Annotated in this window: 22 protein-coding genes and 1 pseudogene; 17 read left to right on the top strand and 6 right to left on the bottom strand. The window is 70.1% G+C overall.

All coding sequences use genetic code 11. The features are described from left to right. From IEY81_RS24350 to IEY81_RS20590, 6 genes are all read left to right on the top strand, one after another. A partial coding sequence (locus tag IEY81_RS24350; protein WP_229788033.1) for an AMP-binding enzyme occupies positions 1-639 on the top strand: 639 nt, incomplete at its 5' end. Next, positions 636-3,038: a xanthine dehydrogenase family protein molybdopterin-binding subunit gene (locus tag IEY81_RS20570; protein ID WP_189120363.1), complete on the top strand. Its 2,403-nt coding sequence runs from the start codon at positions 636-638 to the stop codon at positions 3,036-3,038. The genes IEY81_RS24350 and IEY81_RS20570, both read left to right, overlap by 4 nt. 1 nt (position 3,039) lies before the next feature. After that, positions 3,040-3,819, top strand: coding sequence for an enoyl-CoA hydratase/isomerase family protein (locus IEY81_RS20575; protein ID WP_189120364.1), 780 nt, complete (start codon positions 3,040-3,042; stop codon positions 3,817-3,819). Positions 3,820-3,823: 4 nt separating this feature from the next. Next, a complete protein-coding gene (locus tag IEY81_RS20580) occupies positions 3,824-4,732 on the top strand; it encodes an FAD binding domain-containing protein (protein ID WP_189120365.1) in 909 nt (302 codons plus the stop codon). After that, positions 4,729-5,943 (top strand): 2Fe-2S iron-sulfur cluster-binding protein, encoded by a 1,215-nt coding sequence (locus IEY81_RS20585; protein WP_189120366.1) that lies wholly within the window; start codon positions 4,729-4,731, stop codon positions 5,941-5,943. The genes IEY81_RS20580 and IEY81_RS20585 overlap by 4 nt, the downstream gene beginning before the upstream one ends. A 90-nt stretch (positions 5,944-6,033) precedes the next feature. Then, positions 6,034-7,398 (top strand): NAD(P)-binding protein, encoded by a 1,365-nt coding sequence (locus tag IEY81_RS20590; protein WP_189120367.1) that lies wholly within the window; start codon positions 6,034-6,036, stop codon positions 7,396-7,398. A gap of 20 nt (positions 7,399-7,418) precedes the next feature. Here IEY81_RS20590 and IEY81_RS20595 read toward each other — a convergent pair whose 3' ends face one another. Beyond that, positions 7,419-7,802, bottom strand: a complete 384-nt coding sequence (locus IEY81_RS20595) for an MmcQ/YjbR family DNA-binding protein (RefSeq protein WP_189120368.1) — start codon at positions 7,800-7,802, stop codon at positions 7,419-7,421. Between the two features lie 52 nt (positions 7,803-7,854). Here IEY81_RS20595 and IEY81_RS20600 point away from each other — a divergent pair, with 52 nt between their 5' ends. Continuing rightward, positions 7,855-8,322 (top strand): nitroreductase family deazaflavin-dependent oxidoreductase, encoded by a 468-nt coding sequence (locus IEY81_RS20600; RefSeq protein ID WP_189120416.1) that lies wholly within the window; start codon positions 7,855-7,857, stop codon positions 8,320-8,322. After that, the gene (locus IEY81_RS20605; RefSeq protein ID WP_189120369.1) at positions 8,312-8,689 is read left to right on the top strand and encodes a nitroreductase/quinone reductase family protein; all 378 of its coding nucleotides are present in this window, start codon (positions 8,312-8,314) and stop codon (positions 8,687-8,689) included. The genes IEY81_RS20600 and IEY81_RS20605 overlap by 11 nt, the downstream gene beginning before the upstream one ends. Before the next feature lie 23 nt (positions 8,690-8,712). Here the strand turns inward: IEY81_RS20605 and IEY81_RS20610 are convergent, their stop codons facing one another. The 3 genes from IEY81_RS20610 to IEY81_RS20620 all read right to left on the bottom strand — a co-directional run bounded on the left by IEY81_RS20610 (position 8,713) and on the right by IEY81_RS20620 (position 11,761). Next, a complete protein-coding gene (locus IEY81_RS20610) occupies positions 8,713-9,150 on the bottom strand; it encodes an NUDIX hydrolase (protein ID WP_229788034.1) in 438 nt (145 codons plus the stop codon). Positions 9,151-9,350: 200 nt separating this feature from the next. Further along, complete coding sequence (ilvD, locus tag IEY81_RS20615) at positions 9,351-11,045, bottom strand: dihydroxy-acid dehydratase (protein ID WP_189120371.1); 1,695 nt, start codon at positions 11,043-11,045, stop codon at positions 9,351-9,353. A gap of 59 nt (positions 11,046-11,104) precedes the next feature. Further along, positions 11,105-11,761, bottom strand: coding sequence for a FadR/GntR family transcriptional regulator (locus IEY81_RS20620; protein WP_189120372.1), 657 nt, complete (start codon positions 11,759-11,761; stop codon positions 11,105-11,107). 47 nt (positions 11,762-11,808) lie between these two features. Between IEY81_RS20620 and IEY81_RS20625 the strand changes: the two genes are divergently transcribed. The 9 genes and pseudogenes from IEY81_RS20625 to IEY81_RS20660 all read left to right on the top strand — a co-directional run bounded on the left by IEY81_RS20625 (position 11,809) and on the right by IEY81_RS20660 (position 19,959). Further along, on the top strand, positions 11,809-13,011 hold the full coding sequence (locus IEY81_RS20625; RefSeq protein WP_189120373.1) for an MFS transporter: 1,203 nt from the start codon (positions 11,809-11,811) through the stop codon (positions 13,009-13,011). Between the two features lie 78 nt (positions 13,012-13,089). Further along, positions 13,090-13,713 (top strand): hypothetical protein, encoded by a 624-nt coding sequence (locus tag IEY81_RS20630; protein WP_189120374.1) that lies wholly within the window; start codon positions 13,090-13,092, stop codon positions 13,711-13,713. Between the two features lie 9 nt (positions 13,714-13,722). After that, a pseudogene (locus IEY81_RS24355) lies at positions 13,723-14,211 on the top strand (O-acetyl-ADP-ribose deacetylase); the annotation flags it as partial. 60 nt (positions 14,212-14,271) lie between these two features. Continuing rightward, positions 14,272-14,655, top strand: coding sequence for a DUF6508 domain-containing protein (locus tag IEY81_RS24360; RefSeq protein WP_229788041.1), 384 nt, complete (start codon positions 14,272-14,274; stop codon positions 14,653-14,655). Positions 14,656-14,995: 340 nt separating this feature from the next. Beyond that, positions 14,996-16,240 carry an extracellular catalytic domain type 1 short-chain-length polyhydroxyalkanoate depolymerase gene (locus IEY81_RS20640; protein WP_229788035.1) on the top strand — a complete coding sequence of 415 codons (1,245 nt, stop codon included), beginning with the start codon at positions 14,996-14,998 and terminating at the stop codon, positions 16,238-16,240. 104 nt (positions 16,241-16,344) lie between these two features. Further along, on the top strand, positions 16,345-16,986 hold the full coding sequence (locus IEY81_RS20645; protein WP_189120377.1) for an ABC transporter permease: 642 nt from the start codon (positions 16,345-16,347) through the stop codon (positions 16,984-16,986). Then, positions 16,986-18,182, top strand: coding sequence for an ABC transporter ATP-binding protein (locus tag IEY81_RS20650; RefSeq protein ID WP_189120378.1), 1,197 nt, complete (start codon positions 16,986-16,988; stop codon positions 18,180-18,182). The genes IEY81_RS20645 and IEY81_RS20650 overlap by 1 nt, the downstream gene beginning before the upstream one ends. Beyond that, complete coding sequence (locus tag IEY81_RS20655) at positions 18,179-18,973, top strand: ABC transporter permease (RefSeq protein ID WP_229788036.1); 795 nt, start codon at positions 18,179-18,181, stop codon at positions 18,971-18,973. Before IEY81_RS20650 ends, IEY81_RS20655 begins: the two co-directional genes overlap by 4 nt. Then, positions 18,973-19,959, top strand: a complete 987-nt coding sequence (locus IEY81_RS20660; protein WP_189120379.1) for a glycine betaine ABC transporter substrate-binding protein — start codon at positions 18,973-18,975, stop codon at positions 19,957-19,959. The genes IEY81_RS20655 and IEY81_RS20660 overlap by 1 nt, the downstream gene beginning before the upstream one ends. Positions 19,960-19,966: 7 nt before the next feature. Here IEY81_RS20660 and IEY81_RS20665 read toward each other — a convergent pair whose 3' ends face one another. Further along, positions 19,967-20,917, bottom strand: a complete 951-nt coding sequence (locus IEY81_RS20665; RefSeq protein WP_189120380.1) for a sigma-70 family RNA polymerase sigma factor — start codon at positions 20,915-20,917, stop codon at positions 19,967-19,969. Beyond that, entirely contained in the window at positions 20,914-22,122 is a 1,209-nt protein-coding gene (locus IEY81_RS20670; protein ID WP_189120381.1) for an NAD(P)/FAD-dependent oxidoreductase, read from the bottom strand. The genes IEY81_RS20665 and IEY81_RS20670 overlap by 4 nt, the downstream gene beginning before the upstream one ends. Position 22,123 lies beyond the last annotated feature (1 nt).

Genomic DNA, 22,123 nt, shown 5'->3' on the forward strand with positions numbered 1-22,123 from the left:
TTTTCCGTCGGGCCCGAGAACATCAGCAAGCCCGGCTGTGCCGGTCGCGCAGGGCTCTTCTCTCGGATCAGGCTCGTCGACCCTGATCCGGACGCGACCCCCGACCAGATCGTGCCGGAGGGGGAACGGGGGCAGGTGATCGCGTCGTTGGAGAGCCCGGAGGCGTTCGCCGGCTACTGGAACCGCCCCGACGCCGACGCCAAGGCGATCCGCGACGGCTGGTACTACACCAACGACCTCGCGGTCGCCGACGAGGATGGCGACCTGTGGGTCTCGGGTCGCGTCGACGACATGATCAACTCCGGCGGCGAGAACCTCTACCCCGAGGAGATCGAGCACGCCCTCGCCGCCTCGCCCGACGTGCAGGAGGTCATCGTCGCGGCGACGCCTCACGACAAGTGGGGTCAGGCTGTCACCGCGTTCATCGTCGGGCGCCCTGAGGACCCCGCCGCGACGACGCTGGCCAAGGTCGAGCAGTTCGCCCGGGACGAGGCGGGCCTGCCGTCCCTGAAGCGCCCCAAGCGCTACGTCGTGGTGGACCAGATCCCCAAGTCCGCCGTTGGGAAGATCCTGCGGCGCCGTCTCACCGCAGGTGAGTTCGAAACCCTTGCCGACACCGAGGAAGGTACGCCGCTGTGACTGGACTCGCTCGTGTCGAGGACGCTGCGCTGCTGACTGGTCAGGGCCGCTTCCTCGACGACCTGGACCCGCTCCCGGGCACGCTCGTGGCAGCGGTGGTCCGCAGTCCCCACGCCCATGCCCGGATCAGGTCGGTCAACCTCGAGAAGGCCCGTCGGATGCCTGGTGTGGCGGCGGTGATCGGACCTGAGGAGGTGCTCGCGACGCTCAAGCCGTTCCCGCTCTCGGTGAAGACGCCCCACCCCTACTATCCGACCGCGACCGACAAGACCCGCTTCGTGGGAGAACCCGTGGCGGTCGTGGTGGCCTCCGACCGCTACCTGGCCGAGGACGCCGCCGAGCTCGTCGAGATCGACTACGAGCCGCTTCCCGTCGTGGTCCGCACGGACCAGGCTCTGCTGCCGGACGCCCCGTTGCTGCACGACGGCTCGGACAGCAACGTCGCGACCGACCGGGAGTTCACCTTCGGCAGCGTCGACGAGGCCTTCGCCGAAGCGCCGCACGTCGTCACCCGCACCTACTCGTTCCCGCGCTACTCCTCGATGCCGATGGAGTGCTACGTCGTCGTCGCCGACTGGCGGGACGGGCCCGACGGACCTGAGATCACCGCCCACGCCAACTTCCACGGCCCGTTCTCGATGGCGCCGGTGGTCGCCGGAGCCCTCGGCATCCCCACCTCCTCGCTGCGCCTGGTGGTGCCGGCGGACATCGGCGGAAGCTTCGGGATCAAGTCGGGTGTCTACCCGTACATCGCGCTGATGGCTCTGGCCAGCAAGCACGCAGGCCGTCCGGTGCGGTGGTCCGAGGACCGGCTCGAGCACCTGCTCGCGAGCTCGGCCGGCTCCGACCGCATCATGACGTTCGAGGCCGCGGTGGACGACGACGCGGTGATCAGCGCGCTGCGGGTCGACCTCATCGACAACGTCGGCGCCTATCTACGGCCCCCGGAGCCGAGCACCCTCTACCGCTGCTTCGGCAACATCACGGGCGCGTACACGATCGACGCGGTGCACATCAGAGCGCGCGCGGTGGTCACCAACAAGACGCCCACGGGACTGAACCGCGGATTCGGGGGTCAGCAGCTCTACTTCGGGCTCGAGCGGCTCATCGACGACATCGCGCGCGAGCGCGACCTCGACCCCGCGGAGGTGCGCCGTCGCAACCTGATCCCGGCGAAGGCCTTCCCGTACGCCACACCGAGCGGCGGCATCTACGACTCCGGGGACTACGAGCGAGCCTTCGAGCTCGCCCTCGACAACGTCGACTACCAGCGGCTCCGCAAGGAGCAGCGGGTCGCTCGCGAGAACGGCGAGTGGATGGGGATCGGGATCGCGACGGTCGTCGACCCGTCGGCCACGAACATCGGGTACGTCGGGCTGGCGACCCCGGTCCAGGACCGCACCGCCAAGCGCGGTAAGTCGGGCTCGACCGAGCACGTCCGGGTCACGGTCGATCCCCAGGGGGTCGTGGGCGTGCTTCTCGGCACCGTGCCACAGGGGCAGGGGCATGCCACGGTCGCCCGGGACATCGTCGCCGAGCGTCTCGGGCTGCCGAAGGAACAGGTTCGCCCCCGGGTGGAGATGGACACCGCCTCGACGCCGTGGACGATCAGCTCGGGGAGCTACTCGTCGAGATTCTCCCCTCTCCTGACGAGCGCGCTGCTCGAGGCCGCCGACCGCATCGCCGAGTCGATCAAGGTGGCCGCCGCCGTGCTCCTCGAGGTCGAAGCCGAGCGGCTGGAGCTCGCCGACGGGATGGTGAGGGTCATCGGCGACCCGGACCGCTCGGTCGCGTTCCGACACGCGGCCGGGTTGATCCACTGGGACCCCGGATCGCTGCCCGACGGATTCTCGGCCCGGCTCTACGAGGAGGCTGCCTACACGCCTCCGCAGTCGAAGGCCGCCTCCCGCACCGACCAGATCAACTCCAGCCTCTGCTACGGGTTCGTCGCCGACGTCGTGGTCGTGCGGATCGACCCGGAGACCCTGACGGTGAAGATCGAAGACCTCTCCACCGTCCACGACGCCGGAACGATCTTGAACAAGACCCTCCTGGAGGGTCAGGTGCACGGCGCGATCACCCAGGCGCTCGGTGGAGCGCTCTTCGAGGAGATGACCTACTCCGACGCTGGACAGCCCACCGCGGGCACGTTCATGGACTACCTCTGCCCGACATCGGCGGAGTCGGTCTTCCCGCTGACCAGCGACCACCTCGAGACGCCGTCGCCGCTGACCAGGCTCGGCGCCAAGGGATGCGGAGAAGGCAGCTCGATGAGTCTCCCGGTGGCGATCGCCAACGCCGTGGCCGACGCGCTCCAGCGCGAGGGCATCACGGTCGACTCGCTGCCGCTGCACGGAAACGTACTGCACGAACTGCTCACCACATCGAAGGGAAACTGACATGCCACTCACCGGAGGCGAGATCCGGCTCGAGCACACCCACGAAGGGCGCGTCGCCCACCTGGTGCTCGACCACGGGCGCTACAACATCATCACGATGGAGACCCGCAGGGTCATGGCGGAACGGTTCGCGGAGACAGACGCGGACGACCGCGTCCAGGTCGTGGTGATCCGCGCCGAGGGGGAGCACTTCACCTCGGGCGGTGACATCGCCGGGTTCATGGAGGTCGAGCCCGTCGACCTCACCGATCTCGGGCAGGACGTCACGGCCGCGGCCCGGAGCCCCAAGCCGGTCGTCGTCGCCATCGACGGGTACTGCTTCGGCGTCGGGCTGGAGCTCGCGCTGTCGGCCGACATCCGCATCGCGACGGACCGCTCCCGGTTCGCGCTGCCGGAGATGAAGCTCGGCATGATCCCCGGCAGCGGCGGCACGCAGCGGCTGGCGCGACTGATCGGCCTCTCTCGCGCGAAGTACCACATTCTGACCGGGGAGCGGATCACCGGACAGCAGGCACTCGACTGGGGCCTGACCTCACACAACTGTGCCGACGCACAGGAGCTGGAGAAGACCGTCGACGAGGTCGTGAGCAAGCTGCTCAGCTACTCACCGCTGGCGATGAGGACCGCGAAGGAAGTGCTCGACCGAGGGGTCGACGGTCCGCTCTACACCGGCATCGAGCTCGAGCGGAAGGCCTACTCGATGCTCAGGGCCAGTCATGACTTCGCCGAAGGAGTCGCAGCCTTCGGGGAGAAGCGTCCGCCGCGGTTCGAGGGCCGGTGATCCTGTGAAGGCCGCGCCTTTCGCGTACGTCCGTCCCGGCACGGTCGCCGATGTGGTGGCCGAGCTCTCCCAGGAAGGCTCCAAGGTGATCGCCGGTGGTCAGTCGCTGGTGCCGGTGCTCGCGATGCGACTGGGACGGCCGGCTCAGCTGATCGACATCAACGCGGTGCGGGACCTGAACGGGCTCGCCCTGGACCGCGGGGCTCTCCGGGTCGGTGCCACCGTGCGCCAGAGGCGGATGCAACGGGAGCAGATCGCCGCCGGGGTCCCGCTGGTCCGGCTGGCCCTGCCATGGGTCGGTCACCGCGAGGTACGCAGCCGGGGCACCGTGTGCGGCAGCATCGCGCACGCGGATCCCTCGGCCGAGCTGCCCGCAGTGGCCGCCTGCCTGGAGGCGACGATGGTGCTGACGAGCCAGCGCGGCACTCGGCAGGTGTCTGCCGCCGACTTCTTCACCGGCGCGCTGTCGACGGTCGCCGAACCGGACGAGCTCCTGTCGGACGTGGTCTTCCCGGTCGCGAAGCCGGGCGAGGGGTTCGGGTTCGGCGAGTTCGCCCGCCGCCACGGCGACTTCGCCTTGGCAGGCGTGGCCGTGCGGGTGAGGACGTCGGAGGGGTCGGTGGACGCGCGACTGACGTGCTTCGGCGTCTCGGACGTACCGGTCACCGTGGATGTGTCGCAGCAGCTTCGCGCCGCCCTCGAGAAGACCGGCTCGGATCCGTCGCGACCGGATCTGCAGTCAGCACTGGCCGCGCACACCCCAGGTGTCGCCGCCGTCGCCGTGAACACCGGGGGCGACAGTCACGCCAGCCCCGGGTACCGCCGACGTCTGATCAGCGTTCTCGCCGCTCGCGAGGTGAGCCGCGCCTACGTGTCAGCCAGACTCTCCGAATCCGAGGAACGATCACGATGAATCTGCCGCAGCCGCATGCCCGTACCGAGGCCGACCAGGCCGTCGATGTGAATCTCACCGTCAACGGCACCGAGGTGGCGCTGTCGTTGCCGGCTCGAGTCACCCTGTCCGATGCCCTGCGCGATCACCTGGGCCTCACCGGCACCCACGTCGGCTGCGAGCACGGGATCTGTGGCATGTGCACGGTGCTCGTCGACGGCGACGCGGCGCGCGCGTGCCTGCTGTTCGCGGTCCAGCTCGACGGTGCGGAGATCACCACGGTGGAGGGGCTCGGCTGGCCGGACGAGCTGCACCCCCTGCAGGAGTCTTTCGGCCGCCACCACGGGCTGCAGTGCGGCTTCTGCACGCCCGGCTTCTTGATGAGCTCGTACGACCTGCTCACCCACGAGCCCGAGGTGCAGCGGGACGACCTGTCGACCGAGCTTTCCGGAGTGCTGTGTCGGTGCACGGGGTACCGCAACATCATCGACGCCGTCGACGATGTCGCTCAGGCTCACCGTGGCGCCCTCCCCGGTCCGGGGAACTGCGGGCAGCGCACTCTCGTCGGGCGTACGAGTGCGACGACCCCAGCGGCAGTCGCGGCCGAGAGCGACGTCGAGGAGGAGCCCACCGAGCGACCCGAGGAGATCGAGCTCCCGGCCGGCGCGCCCACCATTCACATCGATGTCACCAGCCAGCTGGCCTCCGGCCCGGACGAGGTGGCACACGTCTTCGGCGACATCCGCCTGCTCGCGCGCTGCCTGCCGGGCGCGGAGCTGACCGACGAGCTCGGTGCCGACTGGTACCGGGGTCGGGCACGCATCGCCCTGGGGCCGATGCGGATGGCCTTCACCGGCATCGCCCACATCGAGGAGCAGACGGCCGATCGCATCGTCATGCGAGCGCAGGGCAAGGACACCGGTGGCGGGGCGCAGGCCCGCATCGTCATGTCGGCGACCGCGGTCGAGGGCGGTGGAACTGCGCTTCGGGCCGAGGCCAGCGTCTTCCTGACCGGACGTATCGCCGGCTTCGGCCGCTCTCTGGCCGGTGATGTGAGCCGCCGGATGTTCGAGGAGTTCGCGCGTGCCGTGGATCGGGCTGCGGCGGGGGAGGAGGAGCCGACCGCGGGTACGCGTCCGCCCGGTGCGATCTCCTTGCTGGTCGCGACGATCCTCGACCGGGTCCGAGCCTTCGTCCGAAGGCTGACCACCCGCGGTGCGCACCGACGGTGACCTCCGTAGGCGCCGCTCGTGATGAGCGGACAGGCGGTATAGCCCCTTCTGCCTATTACCGCGGGGGCGTCACCGTGCTTTCGTGGAGGTATGAGTCGAACGCTGGATGTCGACTACATCGTGGTGGGCGCCGGCGCCATGGGGATGGCCTTCACCGACGCTCTGATCGACCATGCCGAGGTGCGGGTGGCGCTGCTCGACCGGCGCCACGGCGTCGGCGGGCACTGGCTCGAGGCCTACCCCTTCGTCCGGCTCCACCAGGCGTCTCCGTTCTACGGGGTCGCCTCGACCCCGCTCGGCAGCGGCGGGATCCAGCAGCGCGGCCCCGAGGAGGGGCTGCACGAGCGCGCCACCCAGGCGGAGATCTGCGCCTACTACGCGCGTGTCCTCGATCGGCTGGTGGAGTCCGGGAGGGTGGAGTTCCTGGCGAACAGCGAGTACGCCGGGGACGGTGCCGTCGTCTCGCGCGTCTCCGGGGAACGGACCGAGATGCCCGGGGCTCGCGTGGTCGACGCGCGCTACCTGGCGCCCAGCATCCCCGCCGAGAAGCCGCCGCCGTTCGGCTTCACCGAGGATGCCCGGGTGCTCCCGGTCAACGAGCTCGCACGGCTCGAGGAGGCGCCGAGCCAGTACGTCGTCGTCGGCTCCGGCAAGACCGCGACCGACGCCTGCATCTGGCTGCTCTCGCGTGGCGTCGACCCGGACTCGATCTGCTGGGTACGGCCGCGCGACCCGTGGATGTTCAACCGGGCCGTGGTGCAGCCCGAGCCCGCGGTCTTCATCGGCATGGCCGCCGACATGATGCATGCCGCCGAGCAGTCGACGTCGCTCGAGGAGCTGTTCCTCCGGCTCGAGGACGCCGGCATCATGCTCCGCATCGACCGCGCTGTCATGCCGACGATGGCCAAGACGCCGACGCTGGCGACGTGGGAGCTCGCGCAGCTGCGTACGGTCGAGAACGTAGTACGCCGCGGCCACCTGCACCACGTCGAGCGCGGCTCGCTCACCTTCGGTGGCGGCTCCGTCGGCATCGCCGAGGACGCCGTGGTCGTCCACTGTGCCGCCGACGGGCTGAAGTATCCGCCGCTCATCCCGATCTGGCGGCCCGAGGCGATCACGCTGCAGCCGATCCGGGCCGGCTTCCCGTGCTTCGCCGCCGCGCTGGCCGGCTACGTCGAGGCGACCCGCGACTCCGACGCCGAGAAGAACAGGCTCTGCCCGCCGAGCCCGTACCCGGACTCGATGGCGGCGTGGGCACGGATGAACGTGCTCGGCACCCAGGCGGTCATGTCGTTCTCGGCCGAGCCGGACATCAAGGAGTGGGCGGACCAGGTCGCGCTGAACCCGGCGCGGGTGCCGCCGGGCGATCCCGCCTCTGCTGTGCTGGACGACGCGCGCGAGCGCCTCGCGAAGCACCTGAAGCCCGGCGTCGCCCAGCTGGAGCGGCTGCTCTGACCGTCTTCCGCAGCGGTCGGTCAGCCGTCGAAGGTCTCGGCGAGGTCGGCCGGCGCAGCGGAGAGCCAGGCGTCGACGACCAGGTCGCGGAGATCCTTCGGGTCGATGACGATCAGCTCGACCAGCACGGCCGGGAAGTTGTCGAAGTGGGGGATGGTGAACACCCCGTCGATGCCGGCGGCGAGCACGCCCTCCTTCTCGTGGAGGTCCGCGGTGTTGACCGCGAGGATCGGCTGGGCGGGCGGTTTCTGGTCACCGAACCGTTTGATGTCGGCCTTGCTGAACTTGCGCAGCCAGGCGAACCCCTTGCCACGAACGGACCAGGTCGGGTGGCCGTGCCGTTCCCCCTGCGTCACCTCCGGCAGGTCGGCCAGCACCTGCGCGAGATCTTCGAGTGTCGCCATCGCCCCAGCCTAGTCGCCGAGTCGGGTGGGTAGTGTCGCGTCTGTGACGTCGATGATCGATCGGATCGTGTCCCGGCTGCTGCGTACCCGGGCGGTCGTCCGCGCGCCGATCTGGCTCTACCGTCATCGCGCCGGATGGCTCTTCGGGTCCCGGATGCTGATGCTCGAGCACGTCGGACGCCGCTCGGGAGCATTGAGATACGTGTGTCTGGAGGTCGTCGAACGTCCGAGCGCGAGCGAGATCGTCGTGGTCAGCGGTTTCGGCGAGCGGGCGCAGTGGTACCAGAACCTTCTCGCCGAGCCGTCGTGCCGGGTCAGCATCGGTTTTCGTCACAACATCGACACCGAGGCGCGGTTCCTCTCCGAGGCGGAGTCGGCCGCTGCGCTGCAGAATTATCAGCAGGCACACCCGAAGGCCTGGGCACGGCTGCGCGGCGCGATCGAGACCGCCGTCGGCCACGAGGTCGAGGGACTTCCGATGGTCTGCCTGAGACTCCTAGGAGATGGCGATGCGTCGTAGCTGGCTGTGGCTGCTGAAGAACACGCTCAACCGAGTCACCACGCGATCTGCCCGCACCGGCCGCGGCCCGTTCTCGTTGGTGCGCCACGTCGGCCGGAAGTCGGGAAAGACCTACGAGACCCCGATCATCGTCGCGCGGGTCCCGGAAGGCTTCATCGCCGAGCTGACCTACGGCGAGGACGTCAACTGGTATCGCAACATCGTCGCAGCCAGAGGATGCGAGTTGCTGGTCGAGGGGCAGTGGCATCAGATCTCTGCGATCGAGCCTTATCCGTCGGACGCAGGACGGGACGCATTCGGGTATCCCGCCAAGCTGGTGCTGCAGGTGCTCCGGCGCAACGAGTTCAGGCTGCTGCGTACGTCCTGAGAACGCCCGGGCGGCAGCCTCCCTCAGGGATTGGGGTCCAGGTGGGGGAAGTTGCGGTTGAGGGCCCAGTCGATCCGCACGCGCTGGCTGCGGTCCATCTGGAGGCTGGGGACCATCTCGGGGTAGATCCACTCGGCGTCCGTGTTCTCAGCCGATGGAGTGGGCTCTCCGGCCAGGTAGCGCGCGGCGTAGATGATGGAGCACTCCTGGCGTACCTCGCCGTTGGTGGTGTTCTCGATGCGGTGGCGCGGGTTGGTCCAGATGCCGACGAGGCCGGTCACCTCGATGGTCACGCCGGTCTCCTCGAGCGTCTTGCGGACCGCGGCCGCGGTGAGGGACTCGCCGGGCTCCATGGCTCCGCCCGGCATCGTCCAGTTGCCGGTGTCGTTGCGGCGGACCAGCAGGATCCTGCCCGGGTCGTCGAGCACGAACGCCCCGGCGCTGGGCCTGATGCTGTTCACCTCGGGAGCCGAGGGATCGTTGTGCCAGTCGACGCGCCGTCCCGTGCCGCTCACCTCGGGAGCACGAGGATGTGGTGGACGTACAGATGCGTCAGAGGTCGGCCGAGATCCCACGGCGACGAGGGTAGCCGAACTCGCCGTGGTCAGGCGCCGGGAAGCGACGCCACGCCGGGCAGACTTCGACGGGCCCGGGCGGTCACCTAGCTCGTGACGGCACCGACCGCCGCCGACTGCACCGTACGTCGGTACTTGCCGAGCACTCCGCGCGCGAACTTCGACGGGAGGGGCTCCCAGCCGACCTTCCTCTGCTCCAGCTCCTCGGCTTCGACCTCGACGTCGAGGATGCGGCTGACGACGTCGAGGACGATGGGGTCGCCGTCGCGGACGAAGGCGATCGGGCCGGCGTCGACGGCCTCAGGGGCGATGTGGCCGACGCAGAGCCCGGTGCTGCCTCCTGAGAACCGGCCGTCGGTGATCAGCAGTACGTCCTTGCCGAGGCCGGCGCCCTTGATGGCTCCGGTGATGGCGAGCATCTCGCGCATGCCGGGGCCGCCCTTCGGGCCCTCGTTGCGGATGACCACGACGTCGCCGGCGACGATGCGGCCCTCCTCGAGGGCGTCCATCGCGGCCCGCTCCCCGTCGAAGACCCGGGCGGTGCCGCGGAAGACGGTGTCGTCGAAGCCGGCGGTCTTGACGACTGCTCCCTCGGGTGCGAGCGAGCCCTTGAGGATGGTGAGACCGCCGGTGCGGTGGATCGGCCGCTCGAAGGAGTGGATCACGTCGTCGTCGAGCGCGGCCGGGCTCAGCTCCGCGAGATTCTCCGCCATGGTCTTCCCGGTCACCGTCAGGCAGTCGCCGTGGAGCAGCCCAGCGTCCAGGAGCGCCTTCATCACGACCGGGATCCCGCCGATCTTGTCGACGTCGTTCATGACGTAGCGGCCGTACGGCTTGAGGTCGGCGAGGTGGGGGACCTTGTCGCCGATCCGGGTGAAGTCGTCGAGCGTCAGATCGACCTCGGCCTCGTTGGCGATCGCCAGCAGGTGCAGCACGGCGTTGGTGGAGCCGCCGAGGGCCATCACGACGGCGATGGCGTTCTCGAACGCCTCCTTGGTCATGATCTGGCGCGCCGTGATGCCCTTGCGCAGCAGCCCGACCACCGCTTCGCCCGAGCGGTGGGCGAAGCCGTCACGGCGTCGGTCGACCGCCGGGGGAGCGGCTGAGCCGGGCAGGGACATGCCGAGCGCCTCGGCGACCGCAGCCATCGTGTTGGCGGTGTACATCCCACCGCAGGCGCCTTCTCCGGGACAGATCGCCTTCTCGATGCGGGTCACCTCGTCGCGGCTCATCCTGCCCGCGAGGCAGGCTCCGACGGCCTCGAACGCGTCGATGATCGTGACGTCGCGACCGTCGACCTGTCCGGGCATGATCGAGCCGGCGTAGAGGAAGACCGAGGCGAGATCGAGTCGCGCGGCCGCCATCAGCATGCCGGGCAACGACTTGTCGCAGCCCGCGAGCAGCACCGAGCCGTCGAGCCGCTCGGCGTTCATGACGGTCTCGACCGAGTCGGCGATGATCTCGCGCGAGACCAGCGAGAAGTGCATGCCTTCGTGACCCATCGAGATCCCGTCGGAGACGGAGATGGTGCCGAACTCCAGCGGATAGCCGCTGGCCGCGTGCACGCCGTTCTTCGCCGCCTTCGCGAGCCGGTCGAGGGACAGGTTGCAGGGCGTGATCTCGTTCCAGGACGACGCGACGCCGATCTGCGGCTTGGCGAAGTCGTCGTCGCCGAGGCCGACAGCCCGCAGCATCCCGCGGGCAGCGGTGGCCTCCAGGCCGTCGGTGACGGCGCGCGACCTGGGCTTGATGTCAGGGGTCTCGGGGTTCGATGCGTTCACACCTATGAGGCTAACCGGGCGGTGAGGCGGAAGAGCCTCGTTGCCGGTGGTGTCGGGCTTCAGTGGGCGAGCGTGTGCAGCAGCCCGGTGACGGCGGCCGCGGCGGCGTCGGGGTCCTGGGCTCGGACGGCCTCGAAGACGGCGACGTGCACGTCGGCGAGCTCGGTCGTCTCGTCGTCGAGGTGGATGGTCGCGCGCAGGGTCTCCTCGAAACCTGCGTAGAGCTCGATGAGGAGCGGGTTGTGGGTCGCGGCGACCACGCCGACGTGGAAGTCGGCGTCGGCTGCGGCGAACACCTCGGCATCAGCCGCCCTGACGGCCGCCTCGCGGCGCTCCATGAGAGCCGTCAGCGAGCGCAGATCCTCCTCGGTGCGCCGCTCGGCGGCGAGCGCGGCGGCGCTGGTCTCGATGGCATGGCGGACCTCGAGGACGTGCCGGTGGTCGACCCGGCTGACCTGGCGGCGCATCATCGCTGCCACCTCGTTCGAGGCGGCGACGTACGTCCCGTCGCCGCGTCGCACCTCCAGCACGCCGGTGTGGGCCAGTGCCCGAACGGCCTCCCGCACGGTGTTGCGGCTGACGCCGAGCGCCGCGGCGAGCTCGGGCTCGGGCGGGATGCGGCTGCCGACGTTCCACTCGCCGTCGGCGAGGAGGGAGCGCATCCCGTCGATCGCCTGGTCGACCAGGGAGCGGGGCGTGGTGGTGGAGAGCGGCACGTGCCGTCCTTTCGTCCAATCATCCGATGTCTGGCATCGTAGGGTCTGTGACCTCTCGACTCCAGTCCCGCGCCGAGCCGGCCTCGTCGAAGGCCGCTGGCTGGTCGACCGTGCTGATGCTGGTCGCCGTCCTGCTGGTGGCGGCGAACCTGCGCGGGGCCATCACCTCGCTCGGCGCTCTGCTCGACAGCCTCGACGGGCTCTCGGCGGGCACGCGTTCCTTCCTGACCTCGCTGCCGGTGCTCTGCTTCGCCGTGGTCGGCGCGACCGGGATGAGCCTGGCGCGTCGCTTCGGTGTGCACCGCGGAGTCGGCATCGCGCTCGGTCTCCTGACGGTCGGACTGCTGGTCCGGGCGATCGGTGCGCCCTGGCTGCTGCTCCTCGGCACCTTCGTCGCCTGCGCCGGCATCGCCTTCGCCAACGTGCTGCTCCCTGCGGTCGTCAAGGAGCACTTCCCGACCAGGGTGGGCGCGGTGACCGGCGCCTACAGCGCGGTGCTGTCGCTCGGGTCCGCCATCGCCGCCGGCGTCACGGTCCCGATCGCGCACGCGGCCGGGAGCTGGCGGGTCGGCCTCGGCGTCTGGGCGGTGCTCGCCCTCCTGGCGCTGCTGGCATGGCTGCCACACCTGCGCGACCGCGACCTGCGCCGCGGCGGCCACATCCGGGTCTCGCTCTGGCGCGAGCCGGTGGCCTGGGCGGTGACGATCCTGTTCGGGACGCAGTCGCTGTTCGCGTACGTCGTGATGAGCTGGCTGCCGAGCATGTACGCCGACGCCGGCTTCAGCCACGCGACGGCAGGCCTGCTGCTCGCGGTGAGCATCCTGGTCGGCGTACCCGTCTTCTTCCTCGCCCCGACCCTCGCCATCCGGGCGAGGACGCAGGGTCACCTGGTCGCCGGCCTGACCGCGATGCTCGCCGCCGGGTTCACCGGCCTCTGGATCGCCCCCGTCTCGGGCGCGTGGCTCTGGGCGGTGCTGCTCGGCGTCGGCGGCGCGGTCTTCCCGGTGACGCTGACCCTGTTCAGCATCCGCACCGCCACCACCGCCGGCACCACCGCGCTCTCCTCGATGGCGCAGAGCATCGGCTACCTGCTCGCTGCCGGCGGCCCGTTCGTCCTCGGTCTGCTGCGCGAGGCCACCGGCTCCTGGTCCGTCCCGATCGCGCTGCTGCTCGGGGTCGCCGTCGTCCAGATCTGTGCCGGGTACGTCGCGGGCCGCCCGATCCTCATCGGAGCACGCGAGGAGGACTGACCGCCGAGCCCCGGGTCGGGCTCCGACACGGCAGCGTTTCGACGGCGGGAGCGTCGAAGGACCGCGATACTCGTCGCCATGACGGTGACGGCGGAGCGTACGCAGCAGAACGACCGGGTCGGGCTGTCGATCCTTGCCCTGGGCATCGTGCTCGGAGCGGAGGCCCTGCGGCTGGTGATCCTGAGCCAGCTGCGCTGGAAGCTCGGCTACCCGGAGACGTACGCCGTGCAGGGTCTGCTGTTCACGATCGTCTACCTGGTGTACGCGGGGGTGCTGGTCTGGCGCGGACGGACGCTGCTGCGCCGGCTCACCGCCCCGCTCCTGCTGCTGGCGCCGTGGCTTTTCGACTCGTTCTGGCTGGTGGTGAACTTCCTGCAGGCCCGAGGATCGTTCGACCTGACCTACGGCGAGTGGTGGTCGTGGCTGATCCGCATCCAGACCGTGATCACGGTCGTCTGCCTCGTGACGGCGTGGGGCGTCTCCCGGCGGCGCGGCTGGCTGTGGCTGGTCGGTCTGGTGGTGCCCGTGGTGCTGACGCTGGTATGGACGCAGTGGTCGTGGCGGCTGTTCCAGAACCTGATCGGCACGGAGTTCGTGTTCGACGTCGTATCGACCGTGTCGAACGTCGGCATCCCGATCCTCGGCATCCTGGTCTGCTGGGGTGTCGAGGCGCTGTCGCGGTCGGCGCGCGCAGATGGCTAGGTTGATCGGATGAGGATCACAATCGTCCGCGGGGACATCACCGAGCAGCAGGTCGACGCCGTCGTGAACGCCGCGAACTCGTCGCTGCTGGGCGGGGGAGGGGTGGACGGGGCGATTCACCGGCGCGGTGGCCCGGCGATCCTCGAGGAGTGTCGAAAGCTGCGCGCAGGACACCTCGGTGGCGGGCTCCCGACCGGTCAGGCGGTCGCGACCACCGCCGGCGACCTGCCCGCGCGCTGGGTGGTCCACACGGTCGGACCGGTGCACACCGAGGGTCAGGACAACATCGGGCTGCTGGCGTCGTGCTTCCGCGAGTCGCTGCGGGTGGCTGACGAGGTAGGGGCGCGGACGGTGGCGTTCCCGGCGATCTCGACCGGTGTCTACCGCTATCCGCTCGAGGAGGCGGCGTACGTCTCGCTGTGGACGCTCGCGCGGACGCCGACCGCCGTAGAGGAGGTGCGTCTGGTGCTCTTCGACCACGAGGCGCACGACACCTTCGACCGCGCGCACCAGTCGCTCGATCCGTCGGATGCAGAGATCGAGGAGCAGCTGAAGAGCGTGCCGGAGGACAGCTGGCGCGAGTTGTTCGAGGTCGCCGAGTCGCTCACCGACGAGGACCGCGAGGTCTCGTGGGGCGGTGGGCAGAAGTCCGAGACCGGCGCGATCCAGATGCCGTACCCCGTCTACAGCGACCGGGTCAGCCACCTCCGCCGATCGCTCCCCAGCGTCGTCGTCGACTGGATGAAGTGGATGCGCGGCAACCCGCTCCTCACCGAGCCTGCCCGCCTGGCCGGCGCGCCGGTCGCCGACGCAGCCCGGCTGGCGACCGTCTACCTCCGCGGCGAGCGGTTCAACGAGGGTGTCTTCGGGCGTGCTGTGCAGGACGGTTCCGTCGACGCGATCGTCGATCGGCTGCGTACCTGGGTCGAGAACGGCTGCTGAGAGTGAGACTGTCCCCGCCCCGAACCGGTCCCTGGTGGTCGAGCTTGTCGAGACCATTGCGATACCCGAGCGCGAAGTCGACTGTGTTGGTCTCGACACGCTCGCTGGCGCTCACGGCTCGACCGACGGGGCAGGCTCGCCTGCTCCGCCCGTCGAGGCTGGCGAGCATCGACGAGGAGCTCTACCGCTGACCCGGCCGATACATCCGGGCGCCGGATTGTGGCCCCGGCGGACATAGACGTGCGGGGGCGGCACTCCTAGGTTCGGTCTACCCGTCGGCAGGCGGCGGGCGGTCTCGCTCAGGAGGAACCTCATGCGTCTCGGGTCTCGGATCTCAACCGTGTGGAGCAGGCGTCGGGCGGGGGCCGTGCTCGCGGGCCTCGCGCTGGTGCTGGCGGGCGGAGCCGCGGTCGCGGTGGCGCCGTCGGGTCAGGCTCCGGCAGCGGCGTCAGGGTCGTGGTCGGCGCGGACGGCGGGCGGGATGACGACGCAGCTGTACGTCCCGAGCACCGCTCCCACGCTCGGAGCGGGACGGGCGCTGATGGTCAGTCTGCACGGCTGCGTCCAGACCTCGGCCAACCTGCGCGACGGCGGCAACTGGGCAGCGACCGCGGAGGCGCGGGGCATGGTGGTCGCCGTGCCCGCGGCGCCGAACGGTGGCGTGCTGCTCGGCTGCTGGGACTACTACGACAGCAACCACTCCCGGACGTCGCCGGGACGCCACGACGACAACCTCCTCCAGCTGGTCGATGACCTGCTCGCCGACCCCGCGCTGGACATCGACCCCGACCAGGTCTACCTCTCCGGGCTCTCCTCGGGTGGCGGCGAGACGATGGTGATGGGCTGCCTGGCTCCCGACGTGTTCGCCGGGATCGGGATCAACGCCGGCCCGACGGTCGGCACCACCGCGGCGCAGATCGGGTCGGTGGCGGTCACGCAGTCGCAGGCGACCAGCACCTGCCGCACCTTCGCCGGCTCCGCGTCCGCGGGATTCGACAGCCAGCTCACCTCGGTGATCTACGGCTCGAACGACACCACCGTCGCGCCCGGCTACAACACCCTGAACGCGCAGGTCATGGCCGGGATCTACGGTGCCGGGTCGCAGTCGGACTTCTCCCTGTCCGGCCTGGCGGGCAACAACACCGCCGGCTCCGGGACGCTCTGGTCCGACGGCAGCGGCCCGCGGGTCTCGCTGATCCAGAACACCGGGATGGGACACAACTGGCCTGCCGGCGGCGGCCCCGGGGCTGCGTACGTCACCACGAACTCGATCGACTACCCGGCGTACGTCACGGACTTCTTCTTCGACAACAACCGCCGGGTGGATCGGAGCACCGACCCGACCGACCCGACCGACCCGCCGACCGAGGAGCCCACGGACCCGCCGACCGAGCCGGGCCTCTACTGCGGCGCCGCGACCAACGCGGAGCACGAGGCGGCGGGGCGTGCGCACTCCTTCGGCAGCGACCCCTTCAATCCGTTCTACGCGAACGTCTCGGAGGACTACATGGGTCAGGGCGACGCCACCGTGACGAGGTTGCAGGAGTCGTCCGGCGGTCGGTTCGACGTGGTCACCACCTGCTGACTCGAGGCAAGTGGCGTCCGTTTGCCTCCGTTCGCCAAGGCAAAAGGTCACAGTTCGGTGATGCATCAACGACATCGAGGTGAGGGTGTGGTTGTCTGAGAGACGTGTGGGACTTCATCGTCGAACGACATCAGCAGATCCTCTACGACGGGTTCCAGCACGCCTACCTGGTCGTGCTCGCGGTCGCCGCCGCGACCGTCATCGCGATCCTGCTCGCGATGCTCGTCACCAAGGTCCCGCGGCTGGACAGCGTGGCCAACATGCTCAGCGCGATCGGCCTCACCATCCCGGGCTTCGCCCTGGTCGGGCTCTTGATGCCGGCCACCGGCATCGGCAGCACCACCGCCTTCATCTGCGTCTGCTTCTACGCGACGCTGCCGATCCTGCGCAACGCCGTGGTCGGCCTCCAAGGGGTCGAGCCGGTGCTGATCGAGTCGGCGCGGGGGATGGGTATGGGAGAGGCGGCGGTCATGGCCCGGGTACGCCTCCCTCTCGCCTGGCCGGTGATCCTCGCCGGCATCCGGGTCTCGCTGCAGATGTCGATGGGCATCGCGGCGATCGCTGCGTACGTCCTCGGCCCCGGTCTCGGCAGCTACATCTTCAGCGGCCTTGCCCAGATCGGTGGCAAGAACGCCCTCAACTACGCCCTGGTCGGGACTCTCGGCGTCGTCGTCCTGGCGCTGCTCCTCGACCTGCTGCTCGTGCTCGTCGGGCGCCTGACAACCTCGAAGGGAATCCGAGTCTGATGACCACCACGCCTACCCACGGTGCTGACGACGTCAGCGGTATCGAGATCGAGCTGGACGAGGTGGTCAAGCGCTACCCCGGCCAGAAGATGGCCGCCGTCGACTCGCTGAGCCTGACCGTGCCCGCCGGCGAGATGGTGATCTTCGTCGGCCCCTCGGGCTGCGGCAAGACCACCTCGCTGAAGATGATCAACCGGCTGATCAGGCCGACCTCCGGCACCATCCGGCTCGGCGGTGAGGACATCTCGAAGCGCGGCGCCGACGAGCTGCGGCGACACATCGGCTACGTCATCCAGGGCGGCTCGCTCTTCCCGCACATGACGGTCGCCACCAACATCGAGATCGTGCCGAAGCTGCTGGGCTGGGACAAGGCACGCATCGCCGAGCGGGTCGATGAGCTCCTCGACCTGGTCGGCCTCGAGCCCGACCGCTACCGCGACCGCTACCCCCGGGAGCTCTCCGGCGGCCAGCAGCAGCGCGTCGGCGTGGCCCGCGGCCTCGCCGCCGACCCGCCGGTGATCTTGATGGACGAGCCGTTCGGCGCCGTCGACCCGATCACCCGGCAGCGGCTCCAGGACGAGCTGCTCGGCATCCAGCGTGAGCTCCACAAGACGATCGTGATGGTCACCCACGACATCGACGAGGCGATCAAGCTCGGCGACCGGGTGCTGATCCTCCAGGAGGGTGGCCGCATCGCACAGTACGACACCCCCGAGATGATCCTGGCCGCGCCCGCCAACGACTTCGTGGACGACTTCGTCGGCTCGGGGTCCGCGCTGAAGCAGCTGACGCTGTCGCGGGTCTCCGAGATCGAGCTGCGTCACCCCACCACGGCCACCGTCGGTGAGCCGAGCCGGGAGGCGATCGCGCGTGCGGAGGCCGCCGGTGACGGCAGCCTGGTGATCCTCGACTCCCGGCGCAGGCCGGTCGCGTGGCGCTTCCTGCGCGAGGTCGCCCGCCGCGACACCGTCCTCGACGGCGACCGCGAGAAGCTGGTGACCCTCGACGAGCGGGCGACCCTCAACGACGCCCTCGACGTCATGCTGGCCTCGAGCTACGGCGGAGCGATCGTCTGCGGTAGACGCGACCAATACCTCGGAGTCGCGGACTTCGAGAGCGTCACCGACCACATGCGCACGGTCGAGAAGGCGGCCGCCGAGGAAGTCGCCGCGGACACCGGGCGGGCCGAGCCGTGACCACCCTCGAGGCGCCGCCGGCCGACACCGGCGAGGAGGTACGCCGCTCCCGGCTGCAGCTCCCCGGCGGCGAGAGCGCGGCGATGCTGTTCGTGCTGCCGATCGTGGTCGCCGTGCTGTTCATCGGCTTCGTGACCTGGCGCCAGACCGCCGACCTCGACCCGATCGAGGAGTCGACGCTGGCCTGGGGCGCGATCTGGGAGCAGCTGCGCGACCACGTCGTGATCACCCTCGTCTCCTCGGTCATCGTGGTCGTCATCGCGGTGCCGCTGGGGATCCTGCTGACCCGCGGACGGGCCAGAGCGATCGCGCCCGCCGTCGTGGCCGTCGCCAACGCCGGCCAGGCGGCGCCCTCGATCGGCCTGATCGTGCTGCTGGCCATCTGGCTGGGCTTCGGCTTCTGGACGGCCGTGCTCGGGCTGGTGGTCTACGGGCTGCTGCCGGTGCTGCGCAACACCATCACCGGGTTGCAGGGCGTCGATCCGACGTTGGTCGAGGCCGGCCGGGGCATCGGGATGTCCGGACCGGAGGTCCTGCTGCGGGTCGAGCTGCCGCTCGCGCTGCCCGTGATCATGGCCGGCATCCGCACCGCGCTCGTGCTCGTCGTCGGCACCGCCGCCCTGGTCACCTTCATCGGTGCCGGCGGCCTCGGCGGCGCACTGACCTCGGGGATCAACCTCTTCCGCTTCCCGGTCATGGTCTCCGCGGCGCTGCTGATCGCCCTGCTCGCCCTGCTGATCGAGTGGGTCGGCCGTGTGCTCGAGGTCGTCCTCCGACCGAAGGGGATCTGATGCGTACGAAACGACTCGCTCTCGCGACCATCAGCGCCGGCGTCGCGCTCGCGCTGTCCGGGTGCAGCATCGGTCTGGGCACCGCAGGCGGCTTCACGAAGAGCGGCACGCTGGCCGGACCCGTCGAGGGGATCGACCTGAGCGGTGGCAGCCTCTCGGTCGGCTCGAAGAACTTCACCGAGAACATCCTGCTCGGCAAGATGACGGTGATCCTGCTCAAGTCGGCCGGCGCCGACGTCCAGGACCTCACCAACATCCCCGGCAGCGCAGCCTCCCGCGAGGCGCAGCTCGACGGCCAGGTCGAGCTCACCTGGGAGTACACCGGCACCGCCTGGCTGACCTATCTCAACGAGGCCGAGCCGATCCCCGACGAGAAGAAGCAGTACGTCGCGACGCGCGACGCCGACCTCGAGCAGAACGACCTCGTCTGGCTGCCGCCCACGCCGATGAACGACACCTACACGATGGCGATCAGCGCCGAGAGCGCGAAGAAGTACAAGATCACCAAGCTCTCGGAGATGAACAAGGTGCCGGCGGCTGAGCGCACCTACTGCGTCGAGTCGGAGTTCACCAACCGCCCCGACGGGCTCAAGGGCATGCTCGAGACCTACGGTCTGCCGCTCGACGAGCCCGGCGGGATCCCACGGAAGAACCTGCGTACGCTGCAGACCGGCGCGATATACGACGCGACCGCGAAGGGGCAGTGCACGTTCGGCGAGGTCTTCACGACCGACGGCCGCATCAAGGCCCTCGACCTGACCGCCCTCGAGGACGACCGCAGCTTCTTCCCGAAGTACAACGCCTCGCTGGTCGTGCGCCAGCAGACGCTCGAGGAGCACCCCGAGATCGAGAAGCTCTTCGCGCCGGTCACCGAGAAGCTCACCAACGAGGTGATCGCCAGTCTCAACGCCAAGGTCGACGTCGACGGCCGAGACGCGTCCGAGGTCGCCTGGGAGTGGCTGAGCGAGGAGGGTCTCGTCCGCTGACGAAGGGTCACCATTCGGCGATGATCGGTGACCCGGGGTCGTGCTCCGCCCACGCGGTCCCGAGCCGCCCCAGCCGCTGCGCCGAGGCGACCCCGCGGACGGTCGCGATCCGGCCGCCGACGATGTCGAAGCCGACGACGCCGACCACGTGGTCGCCGACCACGGCCACGATCGCGGGTGCCCCGTTGACCAGGGCGTAGTGGATCGAGGGCGTACCGCCAGCCAGACGACGCTTCGCGGGCGATGGCCGGAAGCCCGCGCGGGCGATCGCCGCGATCTTGCGGGGGTCGTCGTAGCGCAGGACCCGCGCGCCGATCCCGGCACCGTCCGAGACGGCGGTGGCGTCGTCGGTGAGCAACGCGACCAGACGATCGATCTCGCCCGACGTGGCCGCCCGGAGGAACTCCTCGACGGTTCTCCGGGCCGAGGCGGGATCGACCTCGGCGGCGTCACGACGGCGCCCGGCCGCGACGTGGCGGCGTGCGCGGTGCAGGTGCTGCTGACTGGCGGCCTCGCTGATCTCGAGGATCTCGGCGATCTCGGCATGGGTGTAGGAGAACGCCTCGCGCAGGACGTAGACGCCACGCTCGACGGGGGAGAGCCGCTCCATCACGGTGAGCACCGCCAGCGAGACCATCTCGCGCTGCTCGACCGTCTCGGCAGGTCCCAGCATCGGGTCGCCGTCGAGAACGGGCTCGGGCAACCAGGCGCTGGCGCGTTCGTTGCGCATCCGTGCCGAGCGCAGCCGATCGAGACTGAGGTTGGTGACCACCTTCGTCAGCCATGCCTCGGGCACCTCGATCAGCCGCCGGTCGGCGCCCTGCCACCGCAGGTACGCGTCCTGGACGGTGTCCTCCGCCTCCGACGCCGACCCCAGCAGACGGTACGCCAACGAGGCCAGCCGGTCGCGGCTGGCCTCGAAGCGCTCTCCGTCGAGGCGGTCGGCGAGGTGGCTCACGCCGCGACCTGCGCTGCGACGGATGCCGGACGAGCGACCAGACGATGGCGGCGGCGCGGCAGACCGAAGGTCGGGTGCGAGGTCGCCCACAGCGAGACCCGCAGGACGGCCGCCTTGAAGCGTACGGCCCTGCGGCCGGTCACGTGCTTGGCGGTCGCGCGGCCCTCGTCGTCGACCATCTGCAGGATCCCGTCCTTCCTACCCAGGCTGATGTGGTTGCCGGGGTAGACGAGCTTCGTGGTCGGGATTCTACGTCCGGTGAGCTCGCCGACGATCGCTTCGACGGCCTGGCGGCCGGTGAAGCCCGCCGACGCGCAGGACATCGGCAGCGGCCTGCCGTTGTCGCCGATCGCGTGGGCGCTGTCGCCGATGGCGTACACGTCGGGGTGCGAGGTCGACCGCATCCTCCGGTCGACGACGATCTGACCCGATCCGGTGACCTCGAGACCGCTGGCGGCGGCGATCGGGGGGACCGCGAACCCTGCGGTCCACACGGTGGCGTCCGCGGCCAGCACGGTGCCGTCCGCGCACAGGACTCGAGTCGCCTCGACCGACTCGACCTGCGTGTGCTCGACGACGGTGACGCCCAGCCGGTCGTAGGTCCGGCGCAGGTGGCGGCGTGCGCCCACAGAGAGCCGGGCGCCGAGCTCGCCGCGGGCCACCAGGGTCACCGTCAGGTCCGGCCGGGACTCGGCGATCTCCGCGGCTGTCTCGATGCCGGTGAGGCCGTCGCCGACCACGACGACCTCACCGCCGGGACCGCCCGCGCTGAGGCTTGCGAGCCGGCGGCGCAGCCGCAGGGCCGAAGCTCGGCTGGCGATGTCGAAGGCGTGCTCCGCGGCACCGGGGACCTGTGCGGCCCCGCTGCTCCCGAGCGCGTAGACGAGCGTGTCGTAGTCGATCTCGCGGCCCCCGTCGGAGTCGGCGAAGCCGACGATCCTGCGGTTCGGATCGATGTCGGTGACCCGTGCCAGACGGAGGCCGATGCCCGTCCCGGCGAAGACGTCAGTCAGCTGCGGCGCTGCCACGTCCTGGCCGGCGGCCAGCTGGTGCAGCCGGAGGCGCTGGACGAAGTCGGGCTCGGCGTTGACCACGGTGATCTCGACGTCCTCGGCCGAGAGCCGGCGGGCGAGGGTCCCCGCTGCGTACGCTCCGGCGTAGCCGGCCCCGAGCACGACGATGCGGTGCCTGGTGGGTTCGTTCATG

Source organism: Nocardioides luteus (assembly GCF_014648595.1).
GTDB lineage: Bacteria > Actinomycetota > Actinomycetes > Propionibacteriales > Nocardioidaceae > Nocardioides > Nocardioides luteus.